General features: G+C 73.6%; 21 protein-coding genes and 2 pseudogenes. 13 read left to right on the top strand and 10 right to left on the bottom strand.

Annotated features, from left to right (window positions below; genetic code table 11):
• A pseudogene (locus tag ACGF3J_RS29825) lies at window positions 1–205 on the top strand (hypothetical protein); the annotation flags it as partial.
• Between the two features lie 284 nt (window positions 206–489).
• On the opposite strand, the gene ACGF3J_RS29820 reads toward ACGF3J_RS29825, so the two are convergent.
• Entirely contained in the window at window positions 490–1,275 is a 786-nt protein-coding gene (locus ACGF3J_RS29820) for a VOC family protein (RefSeq protein WP_393855154.1), read from the bottom strand.
• Window positions 1,276–1,463: 188 nt separating this feature from the next.
• Here ACGF3J_RS29820 and ACGF3J_RS29815 point away from each other — a divergent pair, with 188 nt between their 5' ends.
• A complete protein-coding gene (locus ACGF3J_RS29815) occupies window positions 1,464–1,709 on the top strand; it encodes a WhiB family transcriptional regulator (protein WP_122620628.1) in 246 nt (81 codons plus the stop codon).
• A gap of 73 nt (window positions 1,710–1,782) precedes the next feature.
• Window positions 1,783–5,160 (top strand): hypothetical protein, encoded by a 3,378-nt coding sequence (locus ACGF3J_RS29810; RefSeq protein WP_393855153.1) that lies wholly within the window; start codon window positions 1,783–1,785, stop codon window positions 5,158–5,160.
• 39 nt (window positions 5,161–5,199) lie between these two features.
• On the opposite strand, the gene ACGF3J_RS29805 is transcribed toward ACGF3J_RS29810, so the two are convergent.
• From ACGF3J_RS29805 to ACGF3J_RS29790, 4 genes and pseudogenes are all read right to left on the bottom strand, one after another.
• Complete coding sequence (locus ACGF3J_RS29805) at window positions 5,200–6,174, bottom strand: acyl-ACP desaturase (RefSeq protein ID WP_161327013.1); 975 nt, start codon at window positions 6,172–6,174, stop codon at window positions 5,200–5,202.
• 206 nt (window positions 6,175–6,380) lie between these two features.
• Window positions 6,381–7,157, bottom strand: a complete 777-nt coding sequence (gene ddaH / locus ACGF3J_RS29800; RefSeq protein WP_386930811.1) for a dimethylargininase — start codon at window positions 7,155–7,157, stop codon at window positions 6,381–6,383.
• Window positions 7,158–7,253: 96 nt separating this feature from the next.
• Window positions 7,254–9,511 (bottom strand): annotated as a pseudogene (locus tag ACGF3J_RS29795) (ATP-binding cassette domain-containing protein).
• 10 nt (window positions 9,512–9,521) lie between these two features.
• Window positions 9,522–11,147, bottom strand: a complete 1,626-nt coding sequence (locus tag ACGF3J_RS29790) for an ABC-F family ATP-binding cassette domain-containing protein (protein ID WP_393855152.1) — start codon at window positions 11,145–11,147, stop codon at window positions 9,522–9,524.
• Window positions 11,148–11,473: 326 nt separating this feature from the next.
• Here ACGF3J_RS29790 and ACGF3J_RS29785 point away from each other — a divergent pair, with 326 nt between their 5' ends.
• A complete protein-coding gene (locus ACGF3J_RS29785; protein ID WP_393855151.1) occupies window positions 11,474–12,157 on the top strand; it encodes a GPP34 family phosphoprotein in 684 nt (227 codons plus the stop codon).
• Between the two features lie 36 nt (window positions 12,158–12,193).
• On the opposite strand, the gene ACGF3J_RS29780 is transcribed toward ACGF3J_RS29785, so the two are convergent.
• The gene (locus ACGF3J_RS29780) at window positions 12,194–12,610 is read right to left on the bottom strand and encodes an SsgA family sporulation/cell division regulator (RefSeq protein WP_161327022.1); all 417 of its coding nucleotides are present in this window, start codon (window positions 12,608–12,610) and stop codon (window positions 12,194–12,196) included.
• A 234-nt stretch (window positions 12,611–12,844) separates the two neighbouring features.
• On the opposite strand from ACGF3J_RS29780, the gene ACGF3J_RS29775 reads away from it, so the two are divergent.
• Both ACGF3J_RS29775 and ACGF3J_RS29770 read left to right on the top strand, forming a co-directional pair.
• Window positions 12,845–13,981: a WD40/YVTN/BNR-like repeat-containing protein gene (locus ACGF3J_RS29775; protein WP_393855150.1), complete on the top strand. Its 1,137-nt coding sequence runs from the start codon at window positions 12,845–12,847 to the stop codon at window positions 13,979–13,981.
• Window positions 13,982–14,056: 75 nt separating this feature from the next.
• Window positions 14,057–14,386 carry a plasmid stabilization protein gene (locus tag ACGF3J_RS29770; protein WP_161328360.1) on the top strand — a complete coding sequence of 110 codons (330 nt, stop codon included), beginning with the start codon at window positions 14,057–14,059 and terminating at the stop codon, window positions 14,384–14,386.
• A 19-nt stretch (window positions 14,387–14,405) separates the two neighbouring features.
• On the opposite strand, the gene ACGF3J_RS29765 is transcribed toward ACGF3J_RS29770, so the two are convergent.
• Window positions 14,406–14,702 (bottom strand): YciI family protein, encoded by a 297-nt coding sequence (locus ACGF3J_RS29765; protein WP_393855149.1) that lies wholly within the window; start codon window positions 14,700–14,702, stop codon window positions 14,406–14,408.
• A gap of 41 nt (window positions 14,703–14,743) precedes the next feature.
• On the opposite strand from ACGF3J_RS29765, the gene ACGF3J_RS29760 reads away from it, so the two are divergent.
• Window positions 14,744–15,439 carry an endonuclease V gene (locus ACGF3J_RS29760; RefSeq protein WP_161328358.1) on the top strand — a complete coding sequence of 232 codons (696 nt, stop codon included), beginning with the start codon at window positions 14,744–14,746 and terminating at the stop codon, window positions 15,437–15,439.
• Here ACGF3J_RS29760 and ACGF3J_RS29755 read toward each other — a convergent pair.
• Window positions 15,436–15,630 carry a hypothetical protein gene (locus tag ACGF3J_RS29755; protein ID WP_161328357.1) on the bottom strand — a complete coding sequence of 65 codons (195 nt, stop codon included), beginning with the start codon at window positions 15,628–15,630 and terminating at the stop codon, window positions 15,436–15,438. The genes ACGF3J_RS29760 and ACGF3J_RS29755 overlap by 4 nt on opposite strands.
• Window positions 15,631–15,809: 179 nt before the next feature.
• Here ACGF3J_RS29755 and mmpA point away from each other — a divergent pair, with 179 nt between their 5' ends.
• The gene (mmpA, locus tag ACGF3J_RS29750) at window positions 15,810–15,947 is read left to right on the top strand and encodes a morphogenic membrane protein MmpA (protein ID WP_202557980.1); all 138 of its coding nucleotides are present in this window, start codon (window positions 15,810–15,812) and stop codon (window positions 15,945–15,947) included.
• Window positions 15,948–15,975: 28 nt separating this feature from the next.
• Here the strand turns inward: mmpA and ACGF3J_RS29745 are convergent, their stop codons facing one another.
• Window positions 15,976–17,154 (bottom strand): saccharopine dehydrogenase family protein, encoded by a 1,179-nt coding sequence (locus ACGF3J_RS29745; RefSeq protein WP_393855148.1) that lies wholly within the window; start codon window positions 17,152–17,154, stop codon window positions 15,976–15,978.
• 112 nt (window positions 17,155–17,266) lie between these two features.
• On the opposite strand from ACGF3J_RS29745, the gene ACGF3J_RS29740 reads away from it, so the two are divergent.
• The 4 genes from ACGF3J_RS29740 (at window position 17,267) to ACGF3J_RS29725 (ending at window position 22,393) form a co-directional block, all read left to right on the top strand.
• Window positions 17,267–17,653, top strand: a complete 387-nt coding sequence (locus ACGF3J_RS29740) for an MmcQ/YjbR family DNA-binding protein (protein ID WP_386930823.1) — start codon at window positions 17,267–17,269, stop codon at window positions 17,651–17,653.
• A gap of 96 nt (window positions 17,654–17,749) precedes the next feature.
• On the top strand, window positions 17,750–18,952 hold the full coding sequence (locus ACGF3J_RS29735; protein ID WP_393855147.1) for a CaiB/BaiF CoA transferase family protein: 1,203 nt from the start codon (window positions 17,750–17,752) through the stop codon (window positions 18,950–18,952).
• 11 nt (window positions 18,953–18,963) lie between these two features.
• On the top strand, window positions 18,964–20,178 hold the full coding sequence (locus ACGF3J_RS29730; RefSeq protein WP_361367910.1) for an acetyl-CoA C-acetyltransferase: 1,215 nt from the start codon (window positions 18,964–18,966) through the stop codon (window positions 20,176–20,178).
• 34 nt (window positions 20,179–20,212) lie between these two features.
• Window positions 20,213–22,393, top strand: a complete 2,181-nt coding sequence (locus ACGF3J_RS29725; RefSeq protein ID WP_161328353.1) for a 3-hydroxyacyl-CoA dehydrogenase NAD-binding domain-containing protein — start codon at window positions 20,213–20,215, stop codon at window positions 22,391–22,393.
• 8 nt (window positions 22,394–22,401) lie between these two features.
• Here ACGF3J_RS29725 and ACGF3J_RS29720 read toward each other — a convergent pair whose 3' ends face one another.
• A complete protein-coding gene (locus ACGF3J_RS29720; RefSeq protein ID WP_202557979.1) occupies window positions 22,402–23,166 on the bottom strand; it encodes a MerR family transcriptional regulator in 765 nt (254 codons plus the stop codon).
• A gap of 232 nt (window positions 23,167–23,398) precedes the next feature.
• Between ACGF3J_RS29720 and ACGF3J_RS29715 the strand changes: the two genes are divergently transcribed.
• Entirely contained in the window at window positions 23,399–24,871 is a 1,473-nt protein-coding gene (locus ACGF3J_RS29715; protein ID WP_161328351.1) for an amino acid permease, read from the top strand.
• Window positions 24,872–24,899 lie beyond the last annotated feature (28 nt).

The following is a 24,899-nucleotide window of genomic DNA, read 5'->3' as shown; positions in this document are numbered from 1 at the left end:
CGCGCCAGCGCGTGAGCACGCGTCCCCGGCGCCCGCGCTGCCTCCGCCGCCCGATTCGGCAGCGGGGACGCGGCGTCGCCCACGCCTGACGGCCCGCCTCCCCCTGCGCGGCACGGCCGCCTGGCGCCGGGATGCCGCCGACCCGGAGCCCGGCATGTCCGGCGTCGTCCTGCCCACCACGCTGGTCCACCGCGCCAGCGCGTGAGCACGCGTCCCCGGCGCCCGCGCTGCCTCCGCCGCCCGATTCGGCAGCGGGGACGCGGCGTCGCCCACGCCTGACGGCCCGTCTCCCCCTGCGCGGCACGGCCTCCTAGCGCCGGGATGCCGCCGACCCGGAGCCCGGCACGTCCGGCGTCGTCCTGCCGACCGCGCCGGTTCACCGCGTCGGCGATGTTGTTCCATGTGGCGCGGGCGCTCGCGGGCCTCAGCACGCGGAACCGGCGCCCACCTTGCCTCCGGCGCCCCCGTCCGCACGGGACCGCAGCGTCCCTACGTCCGCCGCGGCAGCGGCCTGAGGATCGCGAAGCGGGCGCCGGACGGGTCGGCGATCCGGGCGACGCGGCCGACGCCCTCGATGTCCGTCGCGGCCATCGGCACCGTGCCGCCCAGCTCCCGGGCCCGCGCGACCGCGGCGTCCGCGTCGTCCACCGCGAAGTACGGCAGCCAGCCGGTCTCCGTCGGCTCCGGGTCGTCGGCGAGCGGGACGACACCGCCGAACATGGCGTCCTCGCCCTCCCCGCCCGGGTTGACCGAGGTGTACGAGCCACCCGGGAAGGACACCGCCGAGGTCTCCAGGCCCAGGACGCTCCGGTAGTACGCGGCGGCGGCCGCGACGTCCGCCGTGTGCAGCTCGACCCAGCACAGCGCGCCGCTCTCGCCGGCCACGCCCAGACCCGGGAGCCGGGCCGGCTGCCAGACGCCGAACGGCAGCCCGGCCCGGTCGGCGAGGATCGCCATGGTGCCCTTGTCCTTCACCTCCATCGGCTGCGCCAGGACACCCCCGCGGGCCTGCTCGGAGGCCTTGGCGGTGGCCCGGGCGTCCGGGATCTGGAAGTACACCGTCCAGGACGGCGGGCCCTGCTCGGACGAGGTCTCCATGCCGCCGGCCGCGATCCGGCCGTCCAGTTCGAAGAATCCGTAACCGCCGGCCTCCGGGCCCGCCGACCGGAACCGCCAGCCGAACAGGCCGCCGTAGAAGGCGGCGGAGGCGTCGAAGTCGGTCGTGCCGACGTCGACCCAGTTCGGGGCGCCGGTGACGAAACGGGTGGTGAGCATGATCGCCCTCCTCGGAAGGGTCCCGTTGCCTGCACTGCCGAGTCTTCCACCGACCACCGGCCCCCGCTTCCGCGCGCCGCCGTGCGCCGCCGCACCCGGCGGAGGACCATCGGAGAGGGCGCGGTCCCGCCGACGGCGTTGATCCGGCGTTGATGAAATGTTTTTCGCCTCCCGGCACGCTCCTGTCCATGCACATCGAGACGATCGCCACGCCGGACCTCGACTGGCAGGAGGAGGCGTTGTGCGCACAGACCGGAGCCGAGTTCTTCTTCCCCGAGCCCGGCAGTTCCGTACGGGACGCGAAGCGGATCTGCGCCCTCTGCCCGATCCGCTCGGCCTGCCTGGACTTCGCGCTGAGCAATGACGAGCGCTTCGGCGTCTGGGGCGGACTGTCGGAGAAGGAACGCCTGGAACTGCGCCGCGCCACCCACTGAGCGCGGCCCCCGGTCCGGCCGCCCGCACCGGTAATTCGCTGTGCCGCGCCCGCCCGGCAGGCAGAATCCCGGCATGGCACGAACCGCGGTCCAGCACGAGGCCGACAGTCTGCTGCACGCCCTCGACCCGCTCGCCCACCCGGCCCGCATGCGCGAACTCGTCGTACGCGCGGGCGAGTCGCACGATCCGCGGTCCCTGCTCGCCGAGCTGGAGACACGCGGCGCCCACGGCCGTCGGCTCGCCGTCGTCGCCGCCTCCGCCGCGGGCGACACCGGGTGGATCGCGGACCGGATCGCCGACCCCGACCCCTACGTGCGCGGTCACGCCCTGCGCGTCGCCGACAGCCTGGGCGTACCGGACGCCGCGTTCGAGACGGCCCTCGCCGACGCCCCCGAGGCGGCCCGCCGCGCCCTGCTGCGCGCCGTCGTGGCCGGCGGGCGCACCACCCTCGCCGACCGGCTGGTCGACGGGCTGCGCCGCGACCGGGGCGACACCGAGGCCACCCGCCTGCTGCCGGGCTGCACCGCGCCGACGGTCGCCCGGCTGCTGCCCGCACTGCTCTACGCGGTGCGGGCCTGGTCGCCGCTGGCCAAGCGGCACCGCACGGCCCTCTTCGAGGCCCTGGAGCGGGAGCTGACCGCGCTGCCCGAGGCCCTGCGCGACACCTGGTGGCGCCGGTACGCGCACCCGACGGCTCTCCTCGCGCCCACCGAACCCGCGCGCGTGCTGCGACTGCTCGAGGAGTACGGTCCGAGCCGGCTGCCGCACGAACTGCTCGGCGCACTCCCCGCGTTCGCCGCGGCGGACCCCAGGCGGACGCTGCGCCTGCTCCCCACGCCCGCCTGGACCGCCGTCACCGGCGTGCACCGGCTGGGACGCACGGTCCTGTACCGGCTGACCCGGCACGACTCGCCCGAACTCGTTGCCTACGCCCGGATCCTGCTGCCCTACGGCGACCTGCCGCGGCTGCTCAAGGCACTCCCGCCCGCCCGGCGCCCCGCCCTGTGCGAGGCCGTCCGCGAGGGGCGGGGAGCCGGCGGCGCCGCCCGGGTCGACGAACAGCTCCTGGAGGTGCTGCCGCGTCCGCACGCCGCCCGGGAGGCCCGGGAGGCCGCCGCACGCGCGCGTGCCGACGGAGCCGGCGCGTACACGGTCCTGGTCGCCGAGTCCTTCCTCCCGGTGACCGAGGTGCACGACCGGCTGCTGGCGGCCACCGGGCACCCCGAGGCAGACGACCGCGCCCGCGCCTGGCGCCTGCTGGTCCGCAACGCCGCCCGCTCCGGCGACCCGGCCGCCGTCACCGCCGTGCTCCGGGACATGGCCCGGCTGGCCAACGAACAGGACCCGGTGCGGTCCACCGCGCTGCGGGCGGCGGTCACCGTCCCGGCCGCCCTGTTCACCGAGGAGGCCGCCGAGCTCCTGGACCGCGTCGCCACCGACGCCGTCGGGGCCCGCGACTCCTCGCCCGAGACCCGCCGCCTGCTCAGCACCCTCGCCCTCGCCATCCTGCGCGAGCACGCGGCCGGCGGCACGCGCGCGCTGGTGAACTGGGCGCTGCGCACCCTCGTCCGGATATCCGGCACCACCGGCGGCGCCGACCTCGGCCGCCTCGACCGCACCCTGCGGCGCGGCCAGGAACACCAGGTGTACGAGGCGCTGCGCCCGTGGATCGAGGCCGGGGCCGAGAAGTCCGACTACGGCCTCGTCTTCGCGCTCGCCCGCGCGGTGGGCCCCCGTGCCGCCGGGATGCCTGAACTCCAGGACCTGCTCTGGCAGGCCGTCCGGTACGGCAACGACACGACCGTGCGCACCGCGGTCGGCCTGTGGCTCGAACCACCCGCCACCCGCGACGAACGCGCGGCCCGCGTCCTCGCCCACGAACCGTCGGCGGCCGTGCTCGCGCCGGTGCGCGACGTGCTCGTGCGGCGCCGCACCGACCTGCTCGACCCGCTGCTCGCCGAGACACCGCCGTACGGCCGGTTCCTGACCCAGGGCACCCGCTGGTCGCTCCCGGTGGGCGCGCACGAGGTGAGCCGGTGGGTGCCGCGCCAGCAGCACGCCCTGCTGCGCCGGTGCGCCGCGCGGGCGGCCGACGCCGGACTGCCGCTGCACGCGCGGGCGGCGGCCCTGACCCGGGCCGCCGCGGTGCCCGACTGGGGCGCCGACCTCCTGCGCCGCTGGACCGGATCGGCGGAGGTCGTCCTCGCGGAGGCCGCCCTCGCCGCCCTGGCCGGCACCGACCGGGCCGCAGAGTCACTGCCCGAGCTGCTGGCCCACGCGGGCGGCGACCGGGCCCGCGTCGCCGTGTACGCGGTCACCCGGGCGTCCCGGCAGGCGCGGCCGTCGGTCCTCGCCGGCCACCTGCGGGACGTGCTGGGGGCGCCGGACGCCAAGGTGACCGCCCGCAAGGAGGCCGTCCGCCTCGCCGCGGTCCGGCTCCCCGTGCCGGACGCCGCCGCCCTCGTCGCCGAGGTGTACGCCCGCCCGGGCACCCACCGGGACGTCCGCGCCGCCTGCGTCGCCTTCGCCGGCGGGCTGCTGGGGCACGAACGGGTCTGGGAAGTTCTGCACGACGCGGCGGGCGGTGCGCCGGTCCTGCGGGCCGCACTGCTGCGGGCCCTCCCGCTGAACCTGCCCGAGGCCCACCGCGCCCGCTACGCGGCCCTGGTGCGCGACGTGGCGGCCGACTCCGCCGCGGATTCCGCCGGTGACTCGGCCACCGCGATCCTCGCCTTCCAGGCGCTGGCCCGCTGGGCCCCCTGGTCGGCCGAGGCGCCCGGCGTGCTCGCCGGGGCCGTCACGGACCTCGCCAACCGCGGAACCTGGGCCATTGCGGCCAACGGCCTGATCGGCGCGGCATCGAGCGCCCCGCACGGCCTGACCGGACTGCTGGCCGCCCTGACCACGCTGGCCGGGACGGAGGACGGCGACGGCAGTGACGCGGGGGAGACCCGGGACCGGCCGTCCCGCCGCCGGATCGAGGCCCTCGTCGACGGGCTCGGAACGGGATGCCGGCGCCCCGAGGCCGTCCGCCCGGCCGCACTGGCCGCCGCCGGGCTGCTGTCCGCGTACGACGCCCACGTGGCCCGGGCCGCCGTGCTCGCGGCGCACCACGTGGACCTGAGCGCCGTACCGCCGCGCCTGGACCGGGTGGCCGACCTGGCCGGACCCGACCGCCCGGCGCTCGCGGCGCGGGTCGCGGGCGCCCTGCGTGAACGCCTGGAGACCCGGGAACAGCCCGGCGACGGTGCGGTACTGCTCGCCGAGGCCCGGACGCTGGCCGAGCACGGCGGCCATGCCCGCGGGCTGATGGCCGTGGCCGTCACCGGCGCCCTCGGCAACCGCGAGGACTGGCCCGCCCCCTGGCGCGCCACGCTGCGCGCCCTGCGCCGCCACCCCGTCCCCGACGTACGCGACGCCGCGCTGGAGGAGACGACGGCCTACGAGTGACGGACCCGGCCGCGGCCGGCGCCGCCGGTGCCCCCGCGGTCAGCCCGCGGCGCGGGCCGCCATCCGGGCCTTGCGTGCCGCCAGCTTCTCGTCGAACTTGGACGCCTCGGCGTCCAGCCCGCCCATGTAGAGACCCAGTTCCTCCTGGGCCCGCACACCCTCCGGACCGAGCCCGTCGATCTCCAGGACCTTCAGGAAGCGCAGCACGGGCTGGATCACGTCGTCGTGGTGGATGCGCAGGTTGTAGACCTCGCCGATCGCCATCTGCGCGGCGGCGCGCTCGAAGCCGGGCATGCCGTGTCCGGGCATCCGGAAGTTGACGACCACGTCCCGCACGGCCTGCATGGTGAGGTCGGGCGCGATCTCGAAGGCCGCCTTGAGCAGGTTCCGGTAGAAGACCATGTGCAGGTTCTCGTCGGTCGCGATGCGGGCCAGCATGCGGTCGCAGACCGGGTCGCCGGACTGGTGGCCGGTGTTGCGGTGCGAGATGCGGGTGGCCAGCTCCTGGAAGGCGACGTAGGCCACCGAGTGCAGCATCGAGTGCCGGTTGTCCGACTCGAAGCCCTCGCTCATGTGGGCCATCCGGAACTGCTCCAGCTTGTCCGGGTCGACCGCGCGGGAGGTGAGCAGGTAGTCGCGCATGACGATGCCGTGCCGCCCCTCCTCGGCGGTCCAGCGGTGCACCCAGGTGCCCCAGGCGCCGTCACGGCCGAAGAGGCTGGCGATCTCGTGGTGGTAGCTGGGGAGGTTGTCCTCCGTCAGCAGGTTCACCACGAGCGCGATCCGGCCGATCTCGGTGACCTTCGACTGCTCCTTCTCCCAGGCCTCGCCGTCCTCGAAGATCCCCGGGAAGTTCCGTCCGTCGGTCCACGGCACGTACTCGTGCGGCATCCAGTCCTTGGCGACCTTCAGATGCCGGTTGAGTTCGGTCTCGACCACTTCTTCCAGCGCGTACAGCAGCCGGGCGTCGGTCCAGTCGGCGGAGGAGCCGAGGTGCGGGGAGACGATCGTCACGGAGAACTCCAGGGGACGTGCGACAGTGCGGAGCGGCCGGCGAGCGGTGCCGGGAACCTACGGGATCGTAGGCTACGAAACCGTAGGTTACGAGGGCGTAGGTTAAACGCACTGTAAAGGGCGCTGATCAGCCACGGTCCCGCGGGGCCCGGAAAGGCGCCGAGACACGCAGGTCCCGGGGCCGGACGGGTGACGTACCGGCGAGTTCAGGCGTACAGCTCCCGCAGCCGGACCGAGAGGCATGTCACACAGCCTTCGAGCTTCTCGAACTCGCCGATGTCGACGAGTACGGGTTCGTGGCCGAGGTCGGCCAGCAGCTCCGCCGTCTTCGGCGCGCTCGCCGCCATCAGCAGCCTGTCCCCGCCGAGCAGCACCACGTGCGCCCCGGACTCCTCCGGCACCGGCAGGAAGCGCGGGTAGAGCGAGGGCACGTCGGTCTGCGGGATGTGTCCGATCACCGTGCCGTCCGGCAGCGCGGTCACCGCCGACTTCAGGTGCAGCACCTTGCTCACCGGCACGGCGACGACCCGGGCGCCCAGCGGCTCGAACGCGGCCCGCACCTGCTGCACCCCGGCCGCGTTGGTGCGCCCGCCGCGCCCGACGTAGATCGTGTCGCCGACCTTCAGGACGTCGCCGCCGTCCAGGGTGCCGGGCTCCCAGACCCAGTTGACCGAGCAGCCGAGCCGGGCCACGGCCTCCTCGACGCCGGCCGTCTCGGCCCGCCGGGACTCCGCGCCGGGCCGCGTGATCAGGGCGACGTTGCGGTACATGACGACCGTGTCCTCGACGAACACCGAGTCGGGGCAGTCGTCGGCGGGGTCCACCTCCAGCGTCTCCCAGCCGTTCGCCGCCAGGGCCTCGACGTAGGCGTCCCACTGCTCGACCGCCAGGGCGTGGTCGACCGGCTCCCGCTCGACGTGGGTCACCAGGCCTTCGGCGAGCCTGGGGCTGGGGCGGCGGACGAGGGCCTTCTTGCTGGGCACGCGGGGCCTTCCGTATCGGCGCTGTCGGGTCCGGCGCCCGTGGTCCGGCGCCGGTTCGCCATCATGCAGCGGGGACGCGTGCCTTCGTAACCCCCGTCAGCCGCTCGTGGCCCTCCTGAGATGCTCCGCCGTGCTGGAGCCGCGGGCGGCGAGCAGGTCCCGCGGGGTGCCCTCGAAGATCACCCGGCCACCGTCCCGGCCGCCGTCGGGGCCGAGGTCCACGACCCAGTCGGCGTGCGCGACCACGTCCAGGTTGTGCTCCACGACCACCACCGTGTTGCCGGTGTCGACCAGCCGGTCCAACAGCGCGAGCAGCCCCCGGACGTCCGACATGTGCAGTCCGGTGGTCGGTTCGTCCAGGACGTAGACCGCGCCGGTGCGGTGCAGGCGGGTGGCGAGTTTGATGCGCTGCCGCTCGCCGCCGGAGAGCGTGGACAGCGGCTGTCCGAGGGTGAGGTAGGTGAGACCGACGTCGTGCAGGGCGCGCAGCCGCCGTCGCAGGCCCGGATCGGCGAAGAAGTCCAGCGCCTGGCCCGCGGTCATCGCCAGCACGTCGGCGACCGACCTGCCGTCCACCGTCAGCCGCAGCACCTCCTCCCGGAACCGCCGCCCCTCGCAGTCGTGGCAGGTGGTCGTCACCGGGTCCATGAAGGCGAGGTCGGTGTGGATGACTCCGCGCCCCTCGCAGGTGCCGCACGCGCCCGCCGAGTTGAAGCTGAAGAAGCCCGGCTCGGTGCCCGTCTCCCGCGCGAAGAGCTTCCGCACCGTGTCCATGATCCCGAGGTAGGTCGCCGGGGTGGACCGCGCGGAGACGCCGATGGCCGACTGGTCGACGGCCACGGCGTCCGGGTGGGCGTCGGTCAGCTCCGCGACCAGCGTGCTCTTGCCCGACCCGGCCACCCCGGTGACCGCGGTGAGCACCCCGGTCGGGAAGGCCACCGTCACGTCCCGCAGGTTGTGCCGGCCGGCGCCCTTCACCCACAGCCGCCCGTCCGCCGCCCGCGGGTCCGCCTTCACCGCCGCACGCCTGCCCAGGCACCGCCCGGTGAGCGTGTCCGACGCGGCCAGCCCGTCCGGCGTGCCCTCGAACACCACCCGGCCGCCGTCGGCACCGGCGCCCGGCCCCATGTCGACCACGTGGTCCGCCAGCGCGATGACGTCCGGGTCGTGCTCGACGACCAGCACGGTGTTGCCCTTGTCGCGCAGCCGCAGCAGCAGGTCGCCCAGCCGCCCGACGTCGCGCGGGTGCAGTCCGACGCTGGGCTCGTCGAAGATGTACGTCATCCCGGTCAGGCTGGAGCCGAGGTGCCGCACGGTCTTCAGCCGCTGCCCCTCGCCGCCGGACAGCGTGGAGGTCTCCCGGCCGAGGCTGAGATAGCCGAGGCCGATCGCCTCGACCCGCTCCAGCGCCGCGACGGCGGCACCGGCGACCGGCAGTGCCACGGGGTCGTCGATCCGCTTCAGTACGGCGATCAGGTCGGTGACCTGCATCGCGGAGCAGTCGGCGATGGAGTGCCCGTCGATCCGGGCCGCCAGCGCCGCCGCGTTCAGCCGGGCCCCGCCGCACTCGGGCAGGCGCCCTCCACCAGGAACCCCCGTACGAGGTCCCTGGTCTTCTCGCTCATGCCCGACAGGTCCCGCTTGAGGTAGAGCCGCTCGAAGCGGTCGGCGAGGCCCTCGTACTCGGTGGTCCAGGTGCCGCCCGAGCCGTTGACGGTGACCTTGCTGCCGGGCCGCCCGCGCATCAGGAAGGCCCGCTCGGCGTCCGTGAAGTCGCCGACCGGGCGGTCCGGGTCCAGCTCGTCGGAGTTGGTGTACGCCTGCCCCTGCCAGGTGCCGGCCGCGAACGGCGGGAAGCGGACCGCGCCGTCGGCCAGCGACCTGGCGGGGTCGAGGATCCGGTCCCAGTCGGGCCGCACCGTGCGGCCCAGCCCGTCGCAGCCGGGGCACATGCCCGACGGGTCGTTGAACGAGTACGCCGTCGCCCCGCCGGCGCTGGGGGTGCCGTGCCGGGAGAACAGCACCCGCAGCACCGAGTGGATGTCGGTCATCGTGCCGACCGTGGACCGCGAGTGGCCGCCCACCGGCCGCTGGTCGACGACGATCGCGGGGGAGAGGTCCTCCAGGGCGTCCGCGTGCGGCCGCTCGTACTTGGGCAGCCGGTTGCGCACGAACCAGGTGAACGTCTCGTTCAGCTGGCGCCGCGACTCGACCGCGATGGTGTCGAAGACGACCGACGACTTCCCCGACCCCGAAACGCCGGTGAACACGGTCAGCCGGCCCTTCGGGATGCGGAGGGTGACGTCCTGGAGGTTGTTCTCCCTGGCTCCGGTGATGCTGATGAACTCGCTCATGCGAGGGACGCTAGGCGGGATACCCGACAGCTTCTGGCTGGATTTCCCGCAGTTCTCCCTCCTCGAACAGCAGCCAGCGGGTGATGCCCAGCGACTCCAGGAACGGCATGTCGTGGCTGGCCACGATCAGCGCCCCCTCGTAGGACTCCAGGGCGGTGGTGAGCTGCCGCACGCTCGCCATGTCCAGGTTGTTCGTCGGCTCGTCCAGCATCAGCAGCTGCGGCGCGGGCTCGGCCAGCATCAGCGCGGCCAGCGCCGCCCGGAACCGTTCACCGCCGGAGAGCGTGGCCGCCTTCTGGTCGGCGCGGGCGCCCCGGAACAGGAAGCGGGCCAGCCGCGCCCGGATCCGGTTGTTGGTGGCGCCCGGCGCGAACCGGGCCACGTTCTCGGCGACGGTCAGCTCCCCGTCGAGCACGTCGAGGCGCTGGGGCAGGAACCGCAGCGGCACGTGCGCCGTCGCCTCGCCCGCCACCGGCGCCAGCTCCCCGGCGACCGTGCGCAGCAGCGTGGTCTTGCCCGCGCCGTTGCGCCCGATCAGCGCGATCCGCTCGGGACCGTGCAGATCGAAGCCGCCCTCCACCCGTGCGCCGTACCGGAGTTCCAGGTCGCGCAGGGTGAGCACGGACCGGCCCGGCGGTACGGCCGTGTAGGGCAGGTCGACGCGGATCTCGTCGTCGTCCCGCACGGCCTCCACCGCGTCGTCGAGGCGTTCCCTGGCCTCGGCGAGCTTCTCCTCGTGCATGATGCGGTGCTTGCCCGCGGACTCCTGCGCCGCGCGCTTGCGCGCCCCCATGACGATCTTCGGTTCGCGCTTCTGGTCCCACATCTTCTGGCCGTACCGCTTGCGGCGGGCCAGTTTGACCTGGGCGTCGGCCAGTTCCCGCTTCTGCTTGCGCAGATCGGACTCGGCGACCCGCACCATGCGCTCGGCCGCGTCCTGCTCCACGGCCAACGCCTCCTCGTACGCCGAGAGGTTCCCGCCGTACCAGGTGATGCCGCCGGAGCGCAGGTCGGCGATCTGGTCGACCAGTTCCAGCAGTTCCCGGTCGTGACTGACCACGACCAGCACGCCCGGCCAGGAGGTCACGGCCGCGTACAGGCGCCTGCGGGCGTACAGGTCGAGGTTGTTGGTGGGCTCGTCCAGGAGCAGGACGTCGGGCCGGCGCAGCAGCAGCGCGGCCAGCCGCAGCAGCACCGACTCGCCGCCCGAGACCTCGCCGACGGTGCGGTCGAGCCCCACGTGGCCGAGCCCCAGTTCGCCGAGAGTGGCGAGGGCGCGTTCCTCGACGTCCCAGTCGTCGCCGACCGTCTCGAAGTGCTCCTCGGCCACGTCACCCGACTCGATGGCGTGCAGCGCGGCCCGGCGCGCGGCGATGCCGAGCGCCTCGTCGACCCGCAGCGCGGTGTCGAGGGTGACGTTCTGCGGCAGGTGGCCGACCTCGCCGCTGACGCGGACGAGGCCGTCGGCGGGCGTGAGCTGCCCGGCGATCAGCTTCAACAGGGTTGACTTGCCCGCCCCGTTGACGCCGACGAGCCCGGTCCTGCCGGGGCCGAACGCGGTGTCGAGTCCCTCGAAGACGGGCGTGCCGTCGGGCCAGGCGAAGGACAGGGACGTACAAGTGATGGATGTGGACATACGGGTCTCCGCGGTTGCTTGAAGCCGTCAGGGGCAAACGCGTATCGAGACACCGGGAGGGCGGCGACCGTCGTCGGACGAGAGAAGGAGGAGCCCCGGGGGAGTGCCGGGCATGAAAAATGCCCTGCTCCGCGAAGGGACGGCTCGAACGCCGAGGTCGCACGCTGCGTACACACACGTGAGGTGTGTCGCGGTGTCTCAGGACCTCAGACGAGCAACGTCCTTCTCCAATCGGCGGCAACAGAAGCGATATACACCGTACGAGGGGCCGGATGCGCTGTCAACGTGATTCCGCGCACCCGGTCCCACGGCCCCGAGGAGGCCCCGTGCCCAACGGCCCGCTCTCACTGCCCGCCCGGCTCTGCCTGCTGGCCTGGGACCCCGCGAGGTCCGGGGCCGCGGACCTCGCCCGGGTCCACCACCTGGTGCGCGCCGGCGCGCTCACCGAACTGGCCCGGCGCGGCCTGCTCACCGACGACGACGGCATCGCCACCCCCGCCGACCTGGACTCCCGCACCGGCGACGCGGTCCTCGACGGGCTGCTCGAGCTGGTCCGCGAGTCGCTGCCGCACCGGTGGCGGACGTGGGTCGCGCTGCACGCGCGGGTCACCTTCGACGCCGTCCGGGAGCAACTGGTGGCCGAGGGCTACCTGCGGGCCGAGAAGAAGCGGGTGCTCGGGGTGTTCCCGTCCGTGGAGTACGTCCTGGCGCGCCCGGCCGTGGTGAAGGCGCTCCGTGAGGAGACGCGGGAGGTGCTGGAGGGCCGGATCCCGGCCGGGGAGGTGTCCGAGCGCGACGCGGCCGCGGCCGTGCTCGTCGCCGCCGCGGCACCCGGCCTCCCGGCCGGCGCCGGACACCGCGCGGCCGACGGTGGGCGCGGCGAGGAGCACATCGCCGAGCTGACCGAGCGGGGCGGGGCGGCGGCACCCGGGCTGCGGAAGATCGTGGGAGAGGTCTGGGGCGCGGTGAGCGCGGAGAGCGCCCGGGCCGTGGCGTCGTCGGGGCGCTGAGGTCGCGGCGCGGAGGCGGGCCGGGGCGACGGCCGGTCAGCAGCTGCCGCGCATCAGCTCCGCCAGGTCGTGCTCCAGGTCCAGGTGGAGGTGCTCCATGCCGACGGGCACCAGCTCGCCCGTGGCCGCCAGGAACCGGCGCAGCTCGCCGGAGCGCACGTGGATCACGGCGGTGCCCTCGGGCGCGTGGAACTCCAGGACGGTGCGGTCGTACCCGTAGGGGCGCACCCGCACGTCGCCGTGGCCGTCCGGTTCCCGCATCCCCGCGATGAGCAGCTCGCGGGAGAAGGTCCAGCAGACCTCCACGCCCTCCAGGGTGGCCGGGGCCGGGAAGGTCATGCGGACGGCGAAGGGGTCGCCGCGGTCGTAGTGCAGGGTGGCGGGAATGCTCGGCATGCGCGGTGCGGCGGCGACGAGACGCGCCTCGACCGGCTGCTCGATGACGGTGGACAACGCCTTGCTCCCTCGTGACGGCTGGACGGGCTCTCGGGGTGGTGCGGGCCGGGCACTTGAAGAGACGTTGGAAACAGCCGATCCGTGCACACGAGCATCGAGTGACCTCTGTCACCGCGTTCATGCACCGGCGTGACACGGCTCTCCTCGCCCGCCCCGTACGGCACTTGCGCCACGCGCGTGCCGGGCAGGTCCTCTGGACGGCTCACCCCCGGTGGGCTAGCTTCGCCCGCCATGAGGCGCTTGGGAAGCACGCGACGCACGGTACGGCCGATTCGAACCGCTCGCGGGCGCACGGGGCGCAGGGCGCTCACGGGGGCGGTCTGCGCGGCGGCGCTGGCCGCGCTGACGACCGTACCGGCGCAGGCCGGTCAGGCGTCGCACGAGGAGCGGACCCGGCCGCACTGGCAGCTCAAGGACACCGGGGCGCCCGACGCCCGGTTCCGGGGGCTCGCCGCCGTCAGCCGGCACACCGCGTGGCTGGCCGGTTCCGGGGGCACGGTCCTGCGCACCACCGACGGCGGTGACACCTGGCGCGACGTCTCCCCGCCGGGCGCCGGCGACCTGGAGTTCCGGGACGTCGAGGCCTTCGACGCCCGCCGGGCCGTGGTCCTGGCCATCGGCGAGGGCGAGGCGTCCCGGGTCTACCGGACCGCCGACGGCGGAGCCACCTGGACGGAGTCCTTCCGCAACACCGACGCCAGGGCCTTCTACGACTGCCTCACCTTCTTCGACTCCCGGCACGGACTCGCCATGAGCGACCCGGTGGACGGGAAGTTCCGCATCCTGTCCACCCGCGACGGCGGCCGCTCCTGGAAGGTGCTGCCGGACCGGGGCATGCCCGCCGCGCAGGGCGGCGAGGCCGGGTTCGCGGCCAGTGGCCAGTGCCTGGTCTCCGCCGGCCCGAGGGACGTGTGGCTGGCCACCGGCGGTGCCGCACGCGCGCGCGTGCTGCACTCCGCCGACCGGGGGCTTACCTGGACGGCAACCGACGCGCCGATCCCGGCGGGCGACCCGGCACGGGGCGTCTTCGCCCTCGCCTTCCGCGACCGGGCCCACGGCCTCGCGGTCGGCGGCGACTACCGCCCCGACCAGAGTTCGCCGCGGGCGGCGGCACGGACCGCGGACGCCGGCCGCACCTGGCGGCCCGCCGACCGGCCGCCGCCGGCCTACCGGTCCGGTGTCGCCTGGCTCCCGCACAGCCGCACCGCCGCCCTCGCGGTCGGCCCCACCGGCACCGACCTCACCACGGACGGCGGCCGCACCTGGGGCACCGTCGACACCGGCTCCTACGACACCGTGGACTGCACGCCCGACCTGGGCTGCTGGGCCGCGGGTGAGCAGGGCAGGGCCGCCCGCCTGGAGTGGTGACGCCGTGCGGGACGGAGTGATGGGTCCCGCCATGCGGGTACCCGCTCGCCGGAACGTGAGAGGGAGTGAGCGGACATGCCGCGAGGTGCCGGCCCCAAACGGGAACGTCAGTACGAGCACATCAAGGACAGCGCCGAGGACCGCGGCGAGAGCACCGGCCGCGCCAAGGAGATCGCGGCCCGGACGGTCAACAAGGAGCGCGCCCGGTCGGGCGAGTCGAGGACCGCGAGCCGCACGTCCACCCGTGACATGTCGCCGGGCGAGCGGGGCGGCCGGCGGTCGGGCCGGGGCGAGGGGCCGCAGGGGCCCACGTACGACCAGCTCTACGAGGAGGCCAAGCGCCGCAACGTGCACGGCCGTTCGCACATGAACAAGAGCGATCTGCGACGCGCCCTCGGCAAGTGAGGCGTACCGTCGCCGTCCTCTAGGCGAGCGTCTCCCGGTACGGCTCCAGCGCCGGGGACGTCTTCGTGGCGACGAACTCCGTGACGCGGTACGCGCACACACCGGCCCGGACGAACGGGTCGCCCGTGGTGATCTCCTCGATCCGCGCACGGTCCTCCGCGACGGCGCGGATCACCCCGCCGTCGCGGGGCTCCTTGCGCCCGGACGCCAGGAACACACCCTGCCCGTACAGCTCGTCCAGCCACGCCACGTGGTCCGGCAGGACGGCGTCGACGGCCTCGAGCGGGGCGGTGTAGGACAGCTCCAGTACGAACATGATCGCGAGCCTACTGCGGGCTCCCCTAGGCTTGCCCCACCATGACGCCCGTGACCGTGCAGATCCCCGCCGACTGGCCCGCGACCGAGGAGCGGGCGCGCGCCGTCCAGGACGGGCTTCGCGCGCGGGTCGTCCTCGACGAGACCGGCCCGCCGCCCGGTACGGGCACGGTGACCGGCGTCGACGTGGCCTACGACGACGAACGGGACGTGGTCGCGGCGGCGGCCGTCGTGCTGGACGCCGCGACCCTCGCCGTCGTCGCCGAGGCCACCGCTGTCGGGCGGATCTCCTTCCCCTACGTGCCGGGCCTGCTCGCCTTCCGGGAGATCCCGACCGTCCGCGCCGCGCTGGACGCCCTGCCGTGCCCGCCCGGCCTGGTCGTCTGCGACGGCTACGGCCTGGCCCACCCGCGCCGCTTCGGCCTCGCCAGCCACCTGGGCGTGCTCACCGGCCTGCCCACCATCGGCGTGGCCAAGAACCCCTTCACCTTCAGGTACGACGAGCCGGCCGCCCCGCGCGGCAGCACGTCCCCGCTGCTCGCCGGTGCCGAGGAGGTCGGGCGCGCGGTGCGCACGCGTGACGGCGTGAAGCCGGTCTTCGTCTCCGTCGGTCACCGGGTGGGCCTCGCCAACGCCTGCGCGCACACGCTGGCCCTGGCAACCGCCTTCCGTCTGCCGGAGACCACCCGCAGGGCCGACGCCCTGTGCCGTGCGGCGCTGCGGGCCGCCGCCGTCTAGCCGGCCCGGCCCTCCACGCTCCAGCGGCCCACCTCCTGGTACGCCGAGTCGTAGACCGCCGATCCGTCGCCGGGCCGCAGCGCGTAGTGGTGCAGGTTGCCGCCCCAGTAGCGCAGGATGCGCTGCAGCTCGCCGGCGGGGTCCTCGGCGACCGCGCCCTCGTCCATGGTGACTTCGAGAAGGAACTTCATACCCTCAAGGGTTTCATTGAACTTCCCATGGAGACTTCGGCCGCAATACACCGGTCGTTTCGGTCGAGGCGGACGAGGAAGTCTCAAAGCGCGGGCAGGGCGGCTGCGCGGGATCACCCAGGTCGCCTGAGTACCCGTACGGATGTGCCGTCACCCGCCGCCGCGGCAGGCTGGACGGCATGACGACACGCCGGACACCCGAGTACCCCGCCCGCCCCGTCGGCCGGACCGCCCGCGCGGGGCTGGCGCTGGCGGTGGTGGCGGGGCTGGCCTGGGTCGGCGGAATGATCTACACGCTCGCCGGCTGGACGGGATGATCCCCGCCCGCGCCGGACGAGGGGTTCCTCAGTGGGTCGCGGCCACCCGGAACCGGATGCCCGCCGCCACCAGCCGCTCGGTCAGCGCATCGCCCATCGCGACGGCCGTGGTGACCTGGCCGGACGTCGGCGGCAGTTCGTCGAGGGCGAGGCAGAGCGCCGCTTCGGCGAACATCTTCGCCGTCTCGTCGTAACCGGGGTCGCCGCCCGCGACCTCCGTGAACACCTTGCGCCCGCCCCCCTCGCCGACGAAGCGGACCGAGAACCAGCTCCTGGCGCGCTTCTCGGCGCTCGGACCCTCACCGGGCCTGAGCCGTCCGGACAGCCAGCGCCGCGCGGGCGGGACCTGAGCCGCCGCCAGCAGCGCGCCCACGGCCGCCACTCCGCCCACCGCCACCGGAAGACGCCGGACGGCCGCGTAGTGGCGGTAGCGGAAGTCGGGGCCGTAGCGGTCCAGGGCCTTCGCGGAGCGCCGTACGACCTGCGCGTCGATGGTCGGCAGCGGCAGCGCCCAGGCCCCCACCTCACCGGCGAAGCGCGGCGCGCCCGCCGGTGTGACGGCGCGTCGGCCCACCAGGCGCGGTTCGTGCCGCCGGCGTTCCACGGCCGCGGCCCGCAGCTGCCGCCCGCGCGCGAACTGGCCGAGCGCGGAGGCGAAGGTGCCGCCGGAGAAGGTCGCGTCGACGCTCACGAAGCCGTCCACGGTGAGCGGCACACCCTCCGGCAGCTGCCGCACGGTGAAGTACACGCCCAGGTCGTGCGGGATCGAGTCGAAACCGCAGGCGTGCACCAGGCGGGCGCCGGTCTCCCGCGCGCGGGCGTCGTGGCGCACGTAGGTCAGGTCCACGAACTCCGGCTCGCCGGTGAGGTCGAGGTAGTCCGTGCCGCTGTCCGCGCAGGCGCTGGCCAGCGCGTCGCCGTACTGGACGTAGGGGCCGACCGTCGTGGCCACCACGCGCGCCTGTCCGGCGAGTTCGCGCAGCGAGTCAGGATCGGACACGTCCGCCCGCAGCACGCCGGCGTCCGCCGCGCCCGGCAGCCGGTCGCGCAGCCGGCGCAGTTTCTCCTCGTCGCGGCCGGCGATCGCCCAGCGCAGCCCCTCGGGGGCGTGCGCGGCGAGATACCGCGCGGTGAGTTCTCCGACGAACCCCGTCGCTCCGAAGAGCACGATGTCGTACGGCCGGTCGGCCATTTTCAGCCTGCTCATGACATCCCTTCGTCACCCGTCGGCAATGCCCGGGTCCGCAGCACGCGCCGTTGCCGGTGGCTGAGGCTAGCGTGAGGAGGGTGGAGTCCGTCGACGACCCCGGAGGCATCGCGTGGCCGTGCCCAGGAGTGCCCTGAAAAAATGGGAGAAAGTCCGTGAGTTCGCCCTCGGCATGCCGGACGCCGTGGAGGAGTTCCCGTGGGGCGAGTCCGTCGCGAAGGTCAACAAGAAGGTCTTCGTCTTCCTCGGTACGACCGACGGCAGCCACCCCCTGGGCGTCACCCTCAAGCTCACGGGCGAGGAGGCGCACGCCCATGCCCTGTCCTGTCCCGGCGCCGAACCCGCGGCGTACGGCCTGGGCAGGTCGGGCTGGGTGAGCATCCCGTTGCAGGATCAGGGCGCCCCCGCCGCCGGGCTGCTCCGCGACTGGGTGGAGGAGAGCTACCGCACCGTGGCTCCCCGTCGGCTGGCGGCGCGGCTGGACGCCCGCGGCGCATAATGGGCTAAGCGCTTGCTCGTCCGGGTCTTGTGCCCAGTGGAACACGTTCTTAGCATCACTGGTGTTACATCGGTTGTGTCACAGAGCGGGGATGCGATGTCGGAAGCCAGGACACCGGCCCGGACCACGGGCGAGGGCCCGCTCGCCGGTGTGCGCGTGGTCGAGCTGGCCGGTATCGGGCCGGGACCGTTCGCGGCCATGATCCTCGCCGACCTCGGCGCCGACGTCGTACGCGTCGACCGTCCCGGCGGCCCGGGACTCGGCGTCGACCCGGCGCACGACGTCACCAACCGCAACAAGCGTTCCGTGCTGGTCGACCTCAAGGCACCGGACGGCCCCGAGCGGGTCCTCGCCCTCGCCGAACGCGCCGACGTGCTGATCGAGGGCTACCGCCCGGGCGTCGCCGAACGGCTCGGCGTGGGCCCCGAGCCCTGCCACGCCCGCAACCCGCGCCTCGTGTACGGCAGGATGACCGGCTGGGGCCAGGAGGGCCCGCTCGCCGAACGCGCCGGTCACGACATCGGTTACATCGCGCTCACCGGCACCCTCGGCATGATCGGCGACCCCGGCCGCCCGCCCGCCGTCCCCGCCAACCTCCTCGGCGACTACGCGGGCGGCTCCCTCTACCTGGTCGTCGGAGTCCTCGCCGCCCTGCACCACGCGCGTGCGACGGGCACGGGTCAGGTCGTGGACGCCGCGATCGTCGACGGCACCGCCCACCTCTCCTCGATGATCCACGGCATGCTCGCCGCCGGCGCCTGGCAGGACCGGCGCGGCGCCAACCTCCTCGACGGCGGCTGCCCCTTCTACGGCACCTACGAGACCGCCGACGGCCGGTACATGGCGGTCGGCGCCCTGGAGCAGCGCTTCTACACCGAGTTCATGGAGCTGCTCGGCATCCCCCGCCTGGCGTCCGCCCGCGACGACCCGGCCCGCTGGCCCGAGCTGCGCGCGGCCGTCACCGACCGGTTCGCCTCCCGCACCCGCGACGAGTGGACCTCCGTGTTCGCCGGCTCCGACGCCTGCGTGGCCCCCGTCCTCACGCTGCGCGAGGCACCGCACCACCCCCACCTCGCCGCCCGCTCCACCTTCACCGACCACGACGGCCTCACCCAGCCGGCCCCCGCACCCCGCTTCTCCGCGACCCCCACCGCCGTCCGCACCGGGCCCGTGCTGCCCGGCGCCGACACCGACGCCGTGGCCCGCGACTGGGACCTGCCCTGCGAGGGCGAACCGGCGCGTGCCGGGGAGCAGACCCGTGTCCCTCACCCGAACAGCCCTGTGAACAACCCTCAGTGAAAGGCCTGCCAGTGACCACCGAAGCGTACGTGTACGACGCGATCCGCACCCCGCGCGGACGCGGCAAGGCGAACGGCGCCCTGCACGGCACGAAGCCCGTCGACCTGGTCGTCGGCCTCATCCACGAGATCCGCGCCCGCTTCCCGGACCTGGACCCCGCCGCGGTCGACGACGTCGTCCTCGGCGTCGTCGGTCCCGTCGGCGACCAGGGCTCCGACATCGCCCGCATCGCCGCCATCGCCGCGGGGCTGCCGGACACCGTGGCCGGCGTCCAGGAGAACCGCTTCTGCGCCTCGGGCCTGGAGGCCGTCAACCTGGCCGCCGCCAAGGTGCGTTCCGGCTGGGAGGACCTGGTCCTCGCGGGCGGCGTCGAGTCCATGTCCCGGGTGCCGATGGCCTCGGACGGCGGCGCCTGGTTCAACGACCCGATGACCAACCTCGCCACCAACTTCGTGCCGCAGGGCATCGGCGCCGACCTGATCGCCACCATCGAGGGCTTCACCCGCCGCGACGTCGACGAGTACGCCGCCCTCTCGCAGGAGCGCGCGGCCGCCGCCTGGAAGGACGGCCGCTTCGAGCGCTCCGTCGTCCCCGTGCGGGACCGTGCGGGCCTCACCGTCCTCGACCACGACGAGCACCCGCGCCCCGGCACCACCGCCGACTCCCTCGCGGGCCTCAAGCCGTCCTTCGCCGACATCGGCGAACTCGGCGGTTTCGACGCCGTCGCGCTGCAGAAGTACCACTGGGTCGAGAAGATCGACCACGTCCACCACGCGGGCAACTCGTCCGGCATCGTGGACGGCGCCTCCCTGGTTGCCATCGGCTCCCAGGAGGTCGGCGACCGGTACGGCCTGCGCCCGCGCGCCCGTATCGTCTCGGCCGCCGTGTCCGGCTCCGAGCCCACCATCATGCTCACCGGCCCCGCCCCGGCCACCCGCAAGGCGCTCGCCAAGGCCGGGCTCACCATCGACGACATCGACCTGGTCGAGATCAACGAGGCGTTCGCCGCGGTGGTCCTGCGCTTCGTCAAGGACATGGGTCTCTCCCTCGACAAGGTCAACGTCAACGGCGGCGCCATCGCGCTCGGCCACCCCCTCGGCGCCACCGGCGCGATGATCCTCGGCACGCTCGTGGACGAACTGGAGCGCCAGGACAAGCGGTACGGCCTCGCCACCCTGTGCGTGGGTGGCGGCATGGGCATCGCCACGATCGTCGAGCGCGTCTGATCCCCTCCCGACGGATTCCCTGGAGCACACCCTCATGAGCACCGAGCCCACCACCATCCGCTGGGAACAGGACGACACCGGCGTCGTCACCCTCGTCCTCGACGACCCCGGCCAGTCCGCCAACACCATGAACCAGGCGTTCCGCAGGTCCCTCGCGGCTGTCACCGACCGCCTGGAGGCCGAGAAGGACTCCATCCGCGGCGTCATCGTCACCTCGGCCAAGAAGACCTTCTTCGCCGGCGGCGACCTGCGCGACCTGATCCGCGTCACCCCGGAGACCGCCCAGGAACTCTTCGACGGCGGCATGGCCATCAAGCGCGACCTGCGCCGCATCGAGACCCTCGGCAAGCCCGTCGTCGCCGCCATGAACGGCGCGGCCCTCGGCGGCGGCTACGAGATCGCCCTCGCCTGCCACCACCGCGTCGCCCTCGACGCCCCCGGCTCCAAGATCGGCTGTCCCGAGGTCACCCTCGGCCTGCTCCCCGGCGGCGGCGGAGTCGTCCGCACCGTCCGCATGCTCGGCATCACCGACGCGCTGCTCAAGGTGCTCCTCCAGGGCACCCAGTACAACCCGCGCCGCGCCCAGGAGAACGGCCTGGTCGACGAGGTCGCCGACAGCCGCGAGGACATGCTCGCCCGGGCCCGCGCCTTCATCGACGCCAACCCGGAGTCGGCCCAGCCCTGGGACAAGCCCGGCTACCGCATCCCCGGCGGCACCCCGTCGCACCCGAAGTTCGCGGCCAACCTGCCCGCCTTCCCGGCCAACCTGCGCAAGCAGACGGCCGGCGCTCCCTACCCGGCGCCGCGCAACATCATGGCCGCCGCCGTCGAGGGCTCCCAGGTCGACTTCGAGACCGCCCAGGTCGTCGAGGCCCGCTACTTCGTCGAACTGGCCGCCGGTCAGACCTCGAAGAACATGATCCAGGCGTTCTTCTTCGACCTCCAGGCCGTCAACTCCGGCGCCAACCGCCCTCGGGGCATCGAGTCCCGGAAGGTCACCAAGGTGGCCGTCCTCGGCGCCGGCATGATGGGCGCCGGCATCGCCTACTCGTGCGCACGCGCGGGCATCGACGTCGTGCTCAAGGACGTCGCGCTGGAGGCCGCCGTGAAGGGCAAGGGCTACTCCGAGAAGCTGTGCGCCAAGGCGGTCGCCAAGGGCCGCACCACCCAGGAGAAGGCCGACGCCCTGCTCGCCCGCATCACACCGACCGCCGAGGCCGCCGACCTCGCCGGGTGCGACGCGGTCATCGAGGCCGTCTTCGAGGACACCTCGCTCAAGCACAAGGTGTTCCAGGAGATCGAGAGCGTCGTGGCCCCCGACGCCCTGCTCTGCTCCAACACCTCCACGCTGCCCATCACCGCGCTGGCCGAGGGCGTCGAGCGCCAGGGCGACTTCATCGGGCTCCACTTCTTCTCGCCGGTCGACAAGATGCCGCTCGTCGAGATCATCAAGGGCGAGCGGACCGGCGACGAGGCGCTCGCGCGCGCCTTCGACCTGGTCCGGCAGATCAACAAGACGCCGATCGTCGTCAACGACTCGCGCGGCTTCTTCACCTCCCGGGTCATCGGCCACTTCATCAACGAGGGCGTGGCGATGGTCGGCGAGGGCGTCGAGCCCGCATCCGTCGAGCAGGCGGCGGCCCAGGCGGGCTACCCCGCCAAGGTGCTCTCCCTGATGGACGAGCTGACGCTCACCCTCCCGCGGAAGATCCGCAAGGAGACCAGGCGGGCCGTGGAGGAGGCCGGCGGCACCTGGACCCCGCACCCCGCCGAGGCCGTCATCGACCGCATGGTCGACGAGTTCGAGCGCCCCGGCCGCAGCGGCGGCGCCGGGTTCTACGAGTACGGCGAGGACGGCAGGCGCGCGGCCCTGTGGCCGGGCCTGCGGGAGCACTTCACGAAGCCCGGGTACGAGATCCCGTTCCGGGACATGCAGGAGCGCATGCTCTTCTCGGAGGCCCTCGACACGGTCCGGCTGCTGGAGGAGGGCGTCCTGACCTCGGTCGCCGACGCCAACATCGGCTCCATCCTCGGCATCGGCTTCCCCGGCTGGACCGGGGGCGTCCTGCAGTACGTCAACGGTTACGAAGGCGGCCTGCCCGGCTTCGTGGCACGCGCGCGCGAGCTGGCCGACCGCTACGGCGAGCGCTTCACGCCGCCCGCGCTGCTGGTGGAGAAGGCGGACAAGGGGGAGGTCTTCACCGACGGCCGCTGAGCAGCGCCTCAGTCCGGGGCGGCGCGGTCGTCCTCGGCCGGGGCGGCGGGCCAGTCCTCGCCGCCCCCGTCGATCCACTCCCGGATCTCCTCCCGCAGCGACCGCTGGAAGGTGGTCAGCAGCGCCTGCACGACGAGCGGGTGCATGTGCGCGGAAAGGGACCGCACGTCCCGCGCCCCGCTTTCGGCGACCGCGTCGCGCAGCAGTCGCGACAGGTCCCGCGCGGCGGCGCGGGAGTGCTCCAGGAGAGCGGTGCGGGCCGCGAGCACCGTCTCGGGGGAGAAGGGCACGTCGAGCAGTTCGACACCGAGCCGGAGCAGCCCGGCGTCGACCCGGTACAGATCGCCGTCCGGGACGTCCGCGTCCCGGACGACCACGTCCATCGCCGCCAGCCGGTCCACCTCCTCGTCGGTCAGCGGCCGGCCCGCGCGCCGGTCGAGTTCCCCCCGCGAGACGCTCTCCACCGTCTCCGGCGCCCAGGAGGCCACCACCGCGCGGTGCAGCGCCAGGTCGTGCTCGCTCAGGTCGGGCGGCAGCTGCGCCAGGTACCGCTCGATCGCGGCCAGGGTCATCCCCCGTTGCTGCAACTCCTCGATCAGTGCCAGCCGCGCCAGGTGCTCCCGGCCGTAGTGCCCCACCCGGCGCGCCCCGATCACCGGCGGCGGCAGCAGCCCCTTGGTGCCGTAGAAGCGGACCGTGCGCACGGTGACGCCGGCCCGCGCGGCCAGCTCGTCGATCGTGAGCGTCGGCTCCCCGGCGTCGGTCGTCGTCATGTGCAGCAGTATCGCTGTCTCACCAGTGCTGTGAACCCTCTTGCGCACCGGGTGGAGACCGCCGGTGGATCTTGTGAGAAGTCACGCTGTGTGACATGAGCCACCGCATGGCGACGCAGCGTCGTGGGAAGGTGCTGCCTTGGTCTGTGCCGCGAAGGGTGGTGCGGGCCTCGTCACTGTACGGACGACCTGGGCGTATCCCGCCCGGGCGCACCAGAGAGTGGAACCACCCGTGAGCAAGGACGCCGTCGACACGGCACAGGTCGCCGCCCATCCCCAGGCGACCGGGACCATCCCCGCGGACGCGGGCGACGCCGGATACAGCAAGGGCCTCAAGGCCCGTCACGTGAACATGATCGCGATCGGCGGCGCGATAGGCACCGGCCTCTTCCTCGGCGCCGGCGGCCGCCTGCGCGACGCGGGCCCGGCGCTTGCGATCGCCTACCTCGTCGCGGGCGTCTTCGCCTTCTTCGTCGTCAGGGCCCTCGGCGAGCTCGTGCTCTACCGGCCCTCCTCCGGGTCCTTCGTGTCGTACGCGCGCGAGTTCCTCGGTGAGAAGGGCGCCTACGTCGCCGGCTGGATGTACTTCCTGAACTGGTCGACCACCGGCATCGCCGACATCACCGCGATCGCGCTGTACACGCACTACTGGAGTATGTTCACGAGCATTCCGCAATGGGTGCTCGCCCTGATCGCCCTCGCGGTGGTCCTGGCCGTCAACCTCATCTCGGTCCGGATCTTCGGCGAGATGGAGTTCTGGTTCGCGATCATCAAGGTCGCCACCCTCGTCGGCTTCATGCTGATCGGCATCTTCCTGCTGGCCACCCAGCACGACGTGGGCGGCCAGACCCCGGGCGTCGGCATGATCACCGACCACGGCGGCATCCTCCCGCACGGCGTGATGCCCGTGGTCCTCGTCATGCAGGGCGTGATCTTCTCCTACGCGGCCCTGGAACTGGTCGGCGTCGCGGCCGGCGAGACCGCCGAGCCGGAGAAGATCGTCCCCCGCGCGGTGAACTCGATCATGTGGCGCGTCGCCCTGTTCTACGTCGGCTCGGTCGTCCTGCTGGCGCTGCTGCTCCCCAGCTCGCTCTACTCGGGCGACCAGAGCCCCTTCGTCACCGTCCTGTCGAAGATCGGCGTCCCCGCCGCCGGCGACGTGATGAACCTCGTCGTCCTCACCGCGGCGATGTCGTCCCTAAACTCCGGCCTCTACTCCACCGGCCGCATCCTGCGCTCCATGGCGATGTCCGGTTCTGCGCCCAGGTTCACCGGCGTCATGAGCCGCAGCCAGGTGCCCTACGGCGGCATCCTGCTGACCTGCGCGGTCTGCGTCCTCGGCGTCGGCCTGAACTTCCTGGTGCCGAGCAAGGCCTTCGAGATCGTGCTGAACGTCGCCTCGCTGGGCATCATCAGCACCTGGGTGATCATCATGGTCTGCCACCTGGTCTTCGTCCGCCGGGCGCGCGCCGGCCTGGTCGAGCGACCGCACTTCCGCCTGCCGGGCAGCCCGGTCACCGAGATCGTCACGATCGCCTTCCTGCTCGCCGTGATCGGCCTGATGTGGAACGACCACGAGGTCGGCCGCAAGACCGTGCTGCTCGTCCCCGTGATCGCGGTGATGCTGGTGGCGGGCTGGTTCGGCGTCCGACGCCGGGTGGCGCAGAACGCCGGACTGCAGAAGCCCGGCGGGCCCACCGGGTAGCGGAACCCACCGGGCCGGCGGCCGCTGT

The organism is Streptomyces sp. NPDC048171 (assembly GCF_043202655.1).
GTDB lineage: Bacteria > Actinomycetota > Actinomycetes > Streptomycetales > Streptomycetaceae > Streptomyces.
This window is presented reverse-complemented; position numbering and strand designations above follow the sequence as displayed.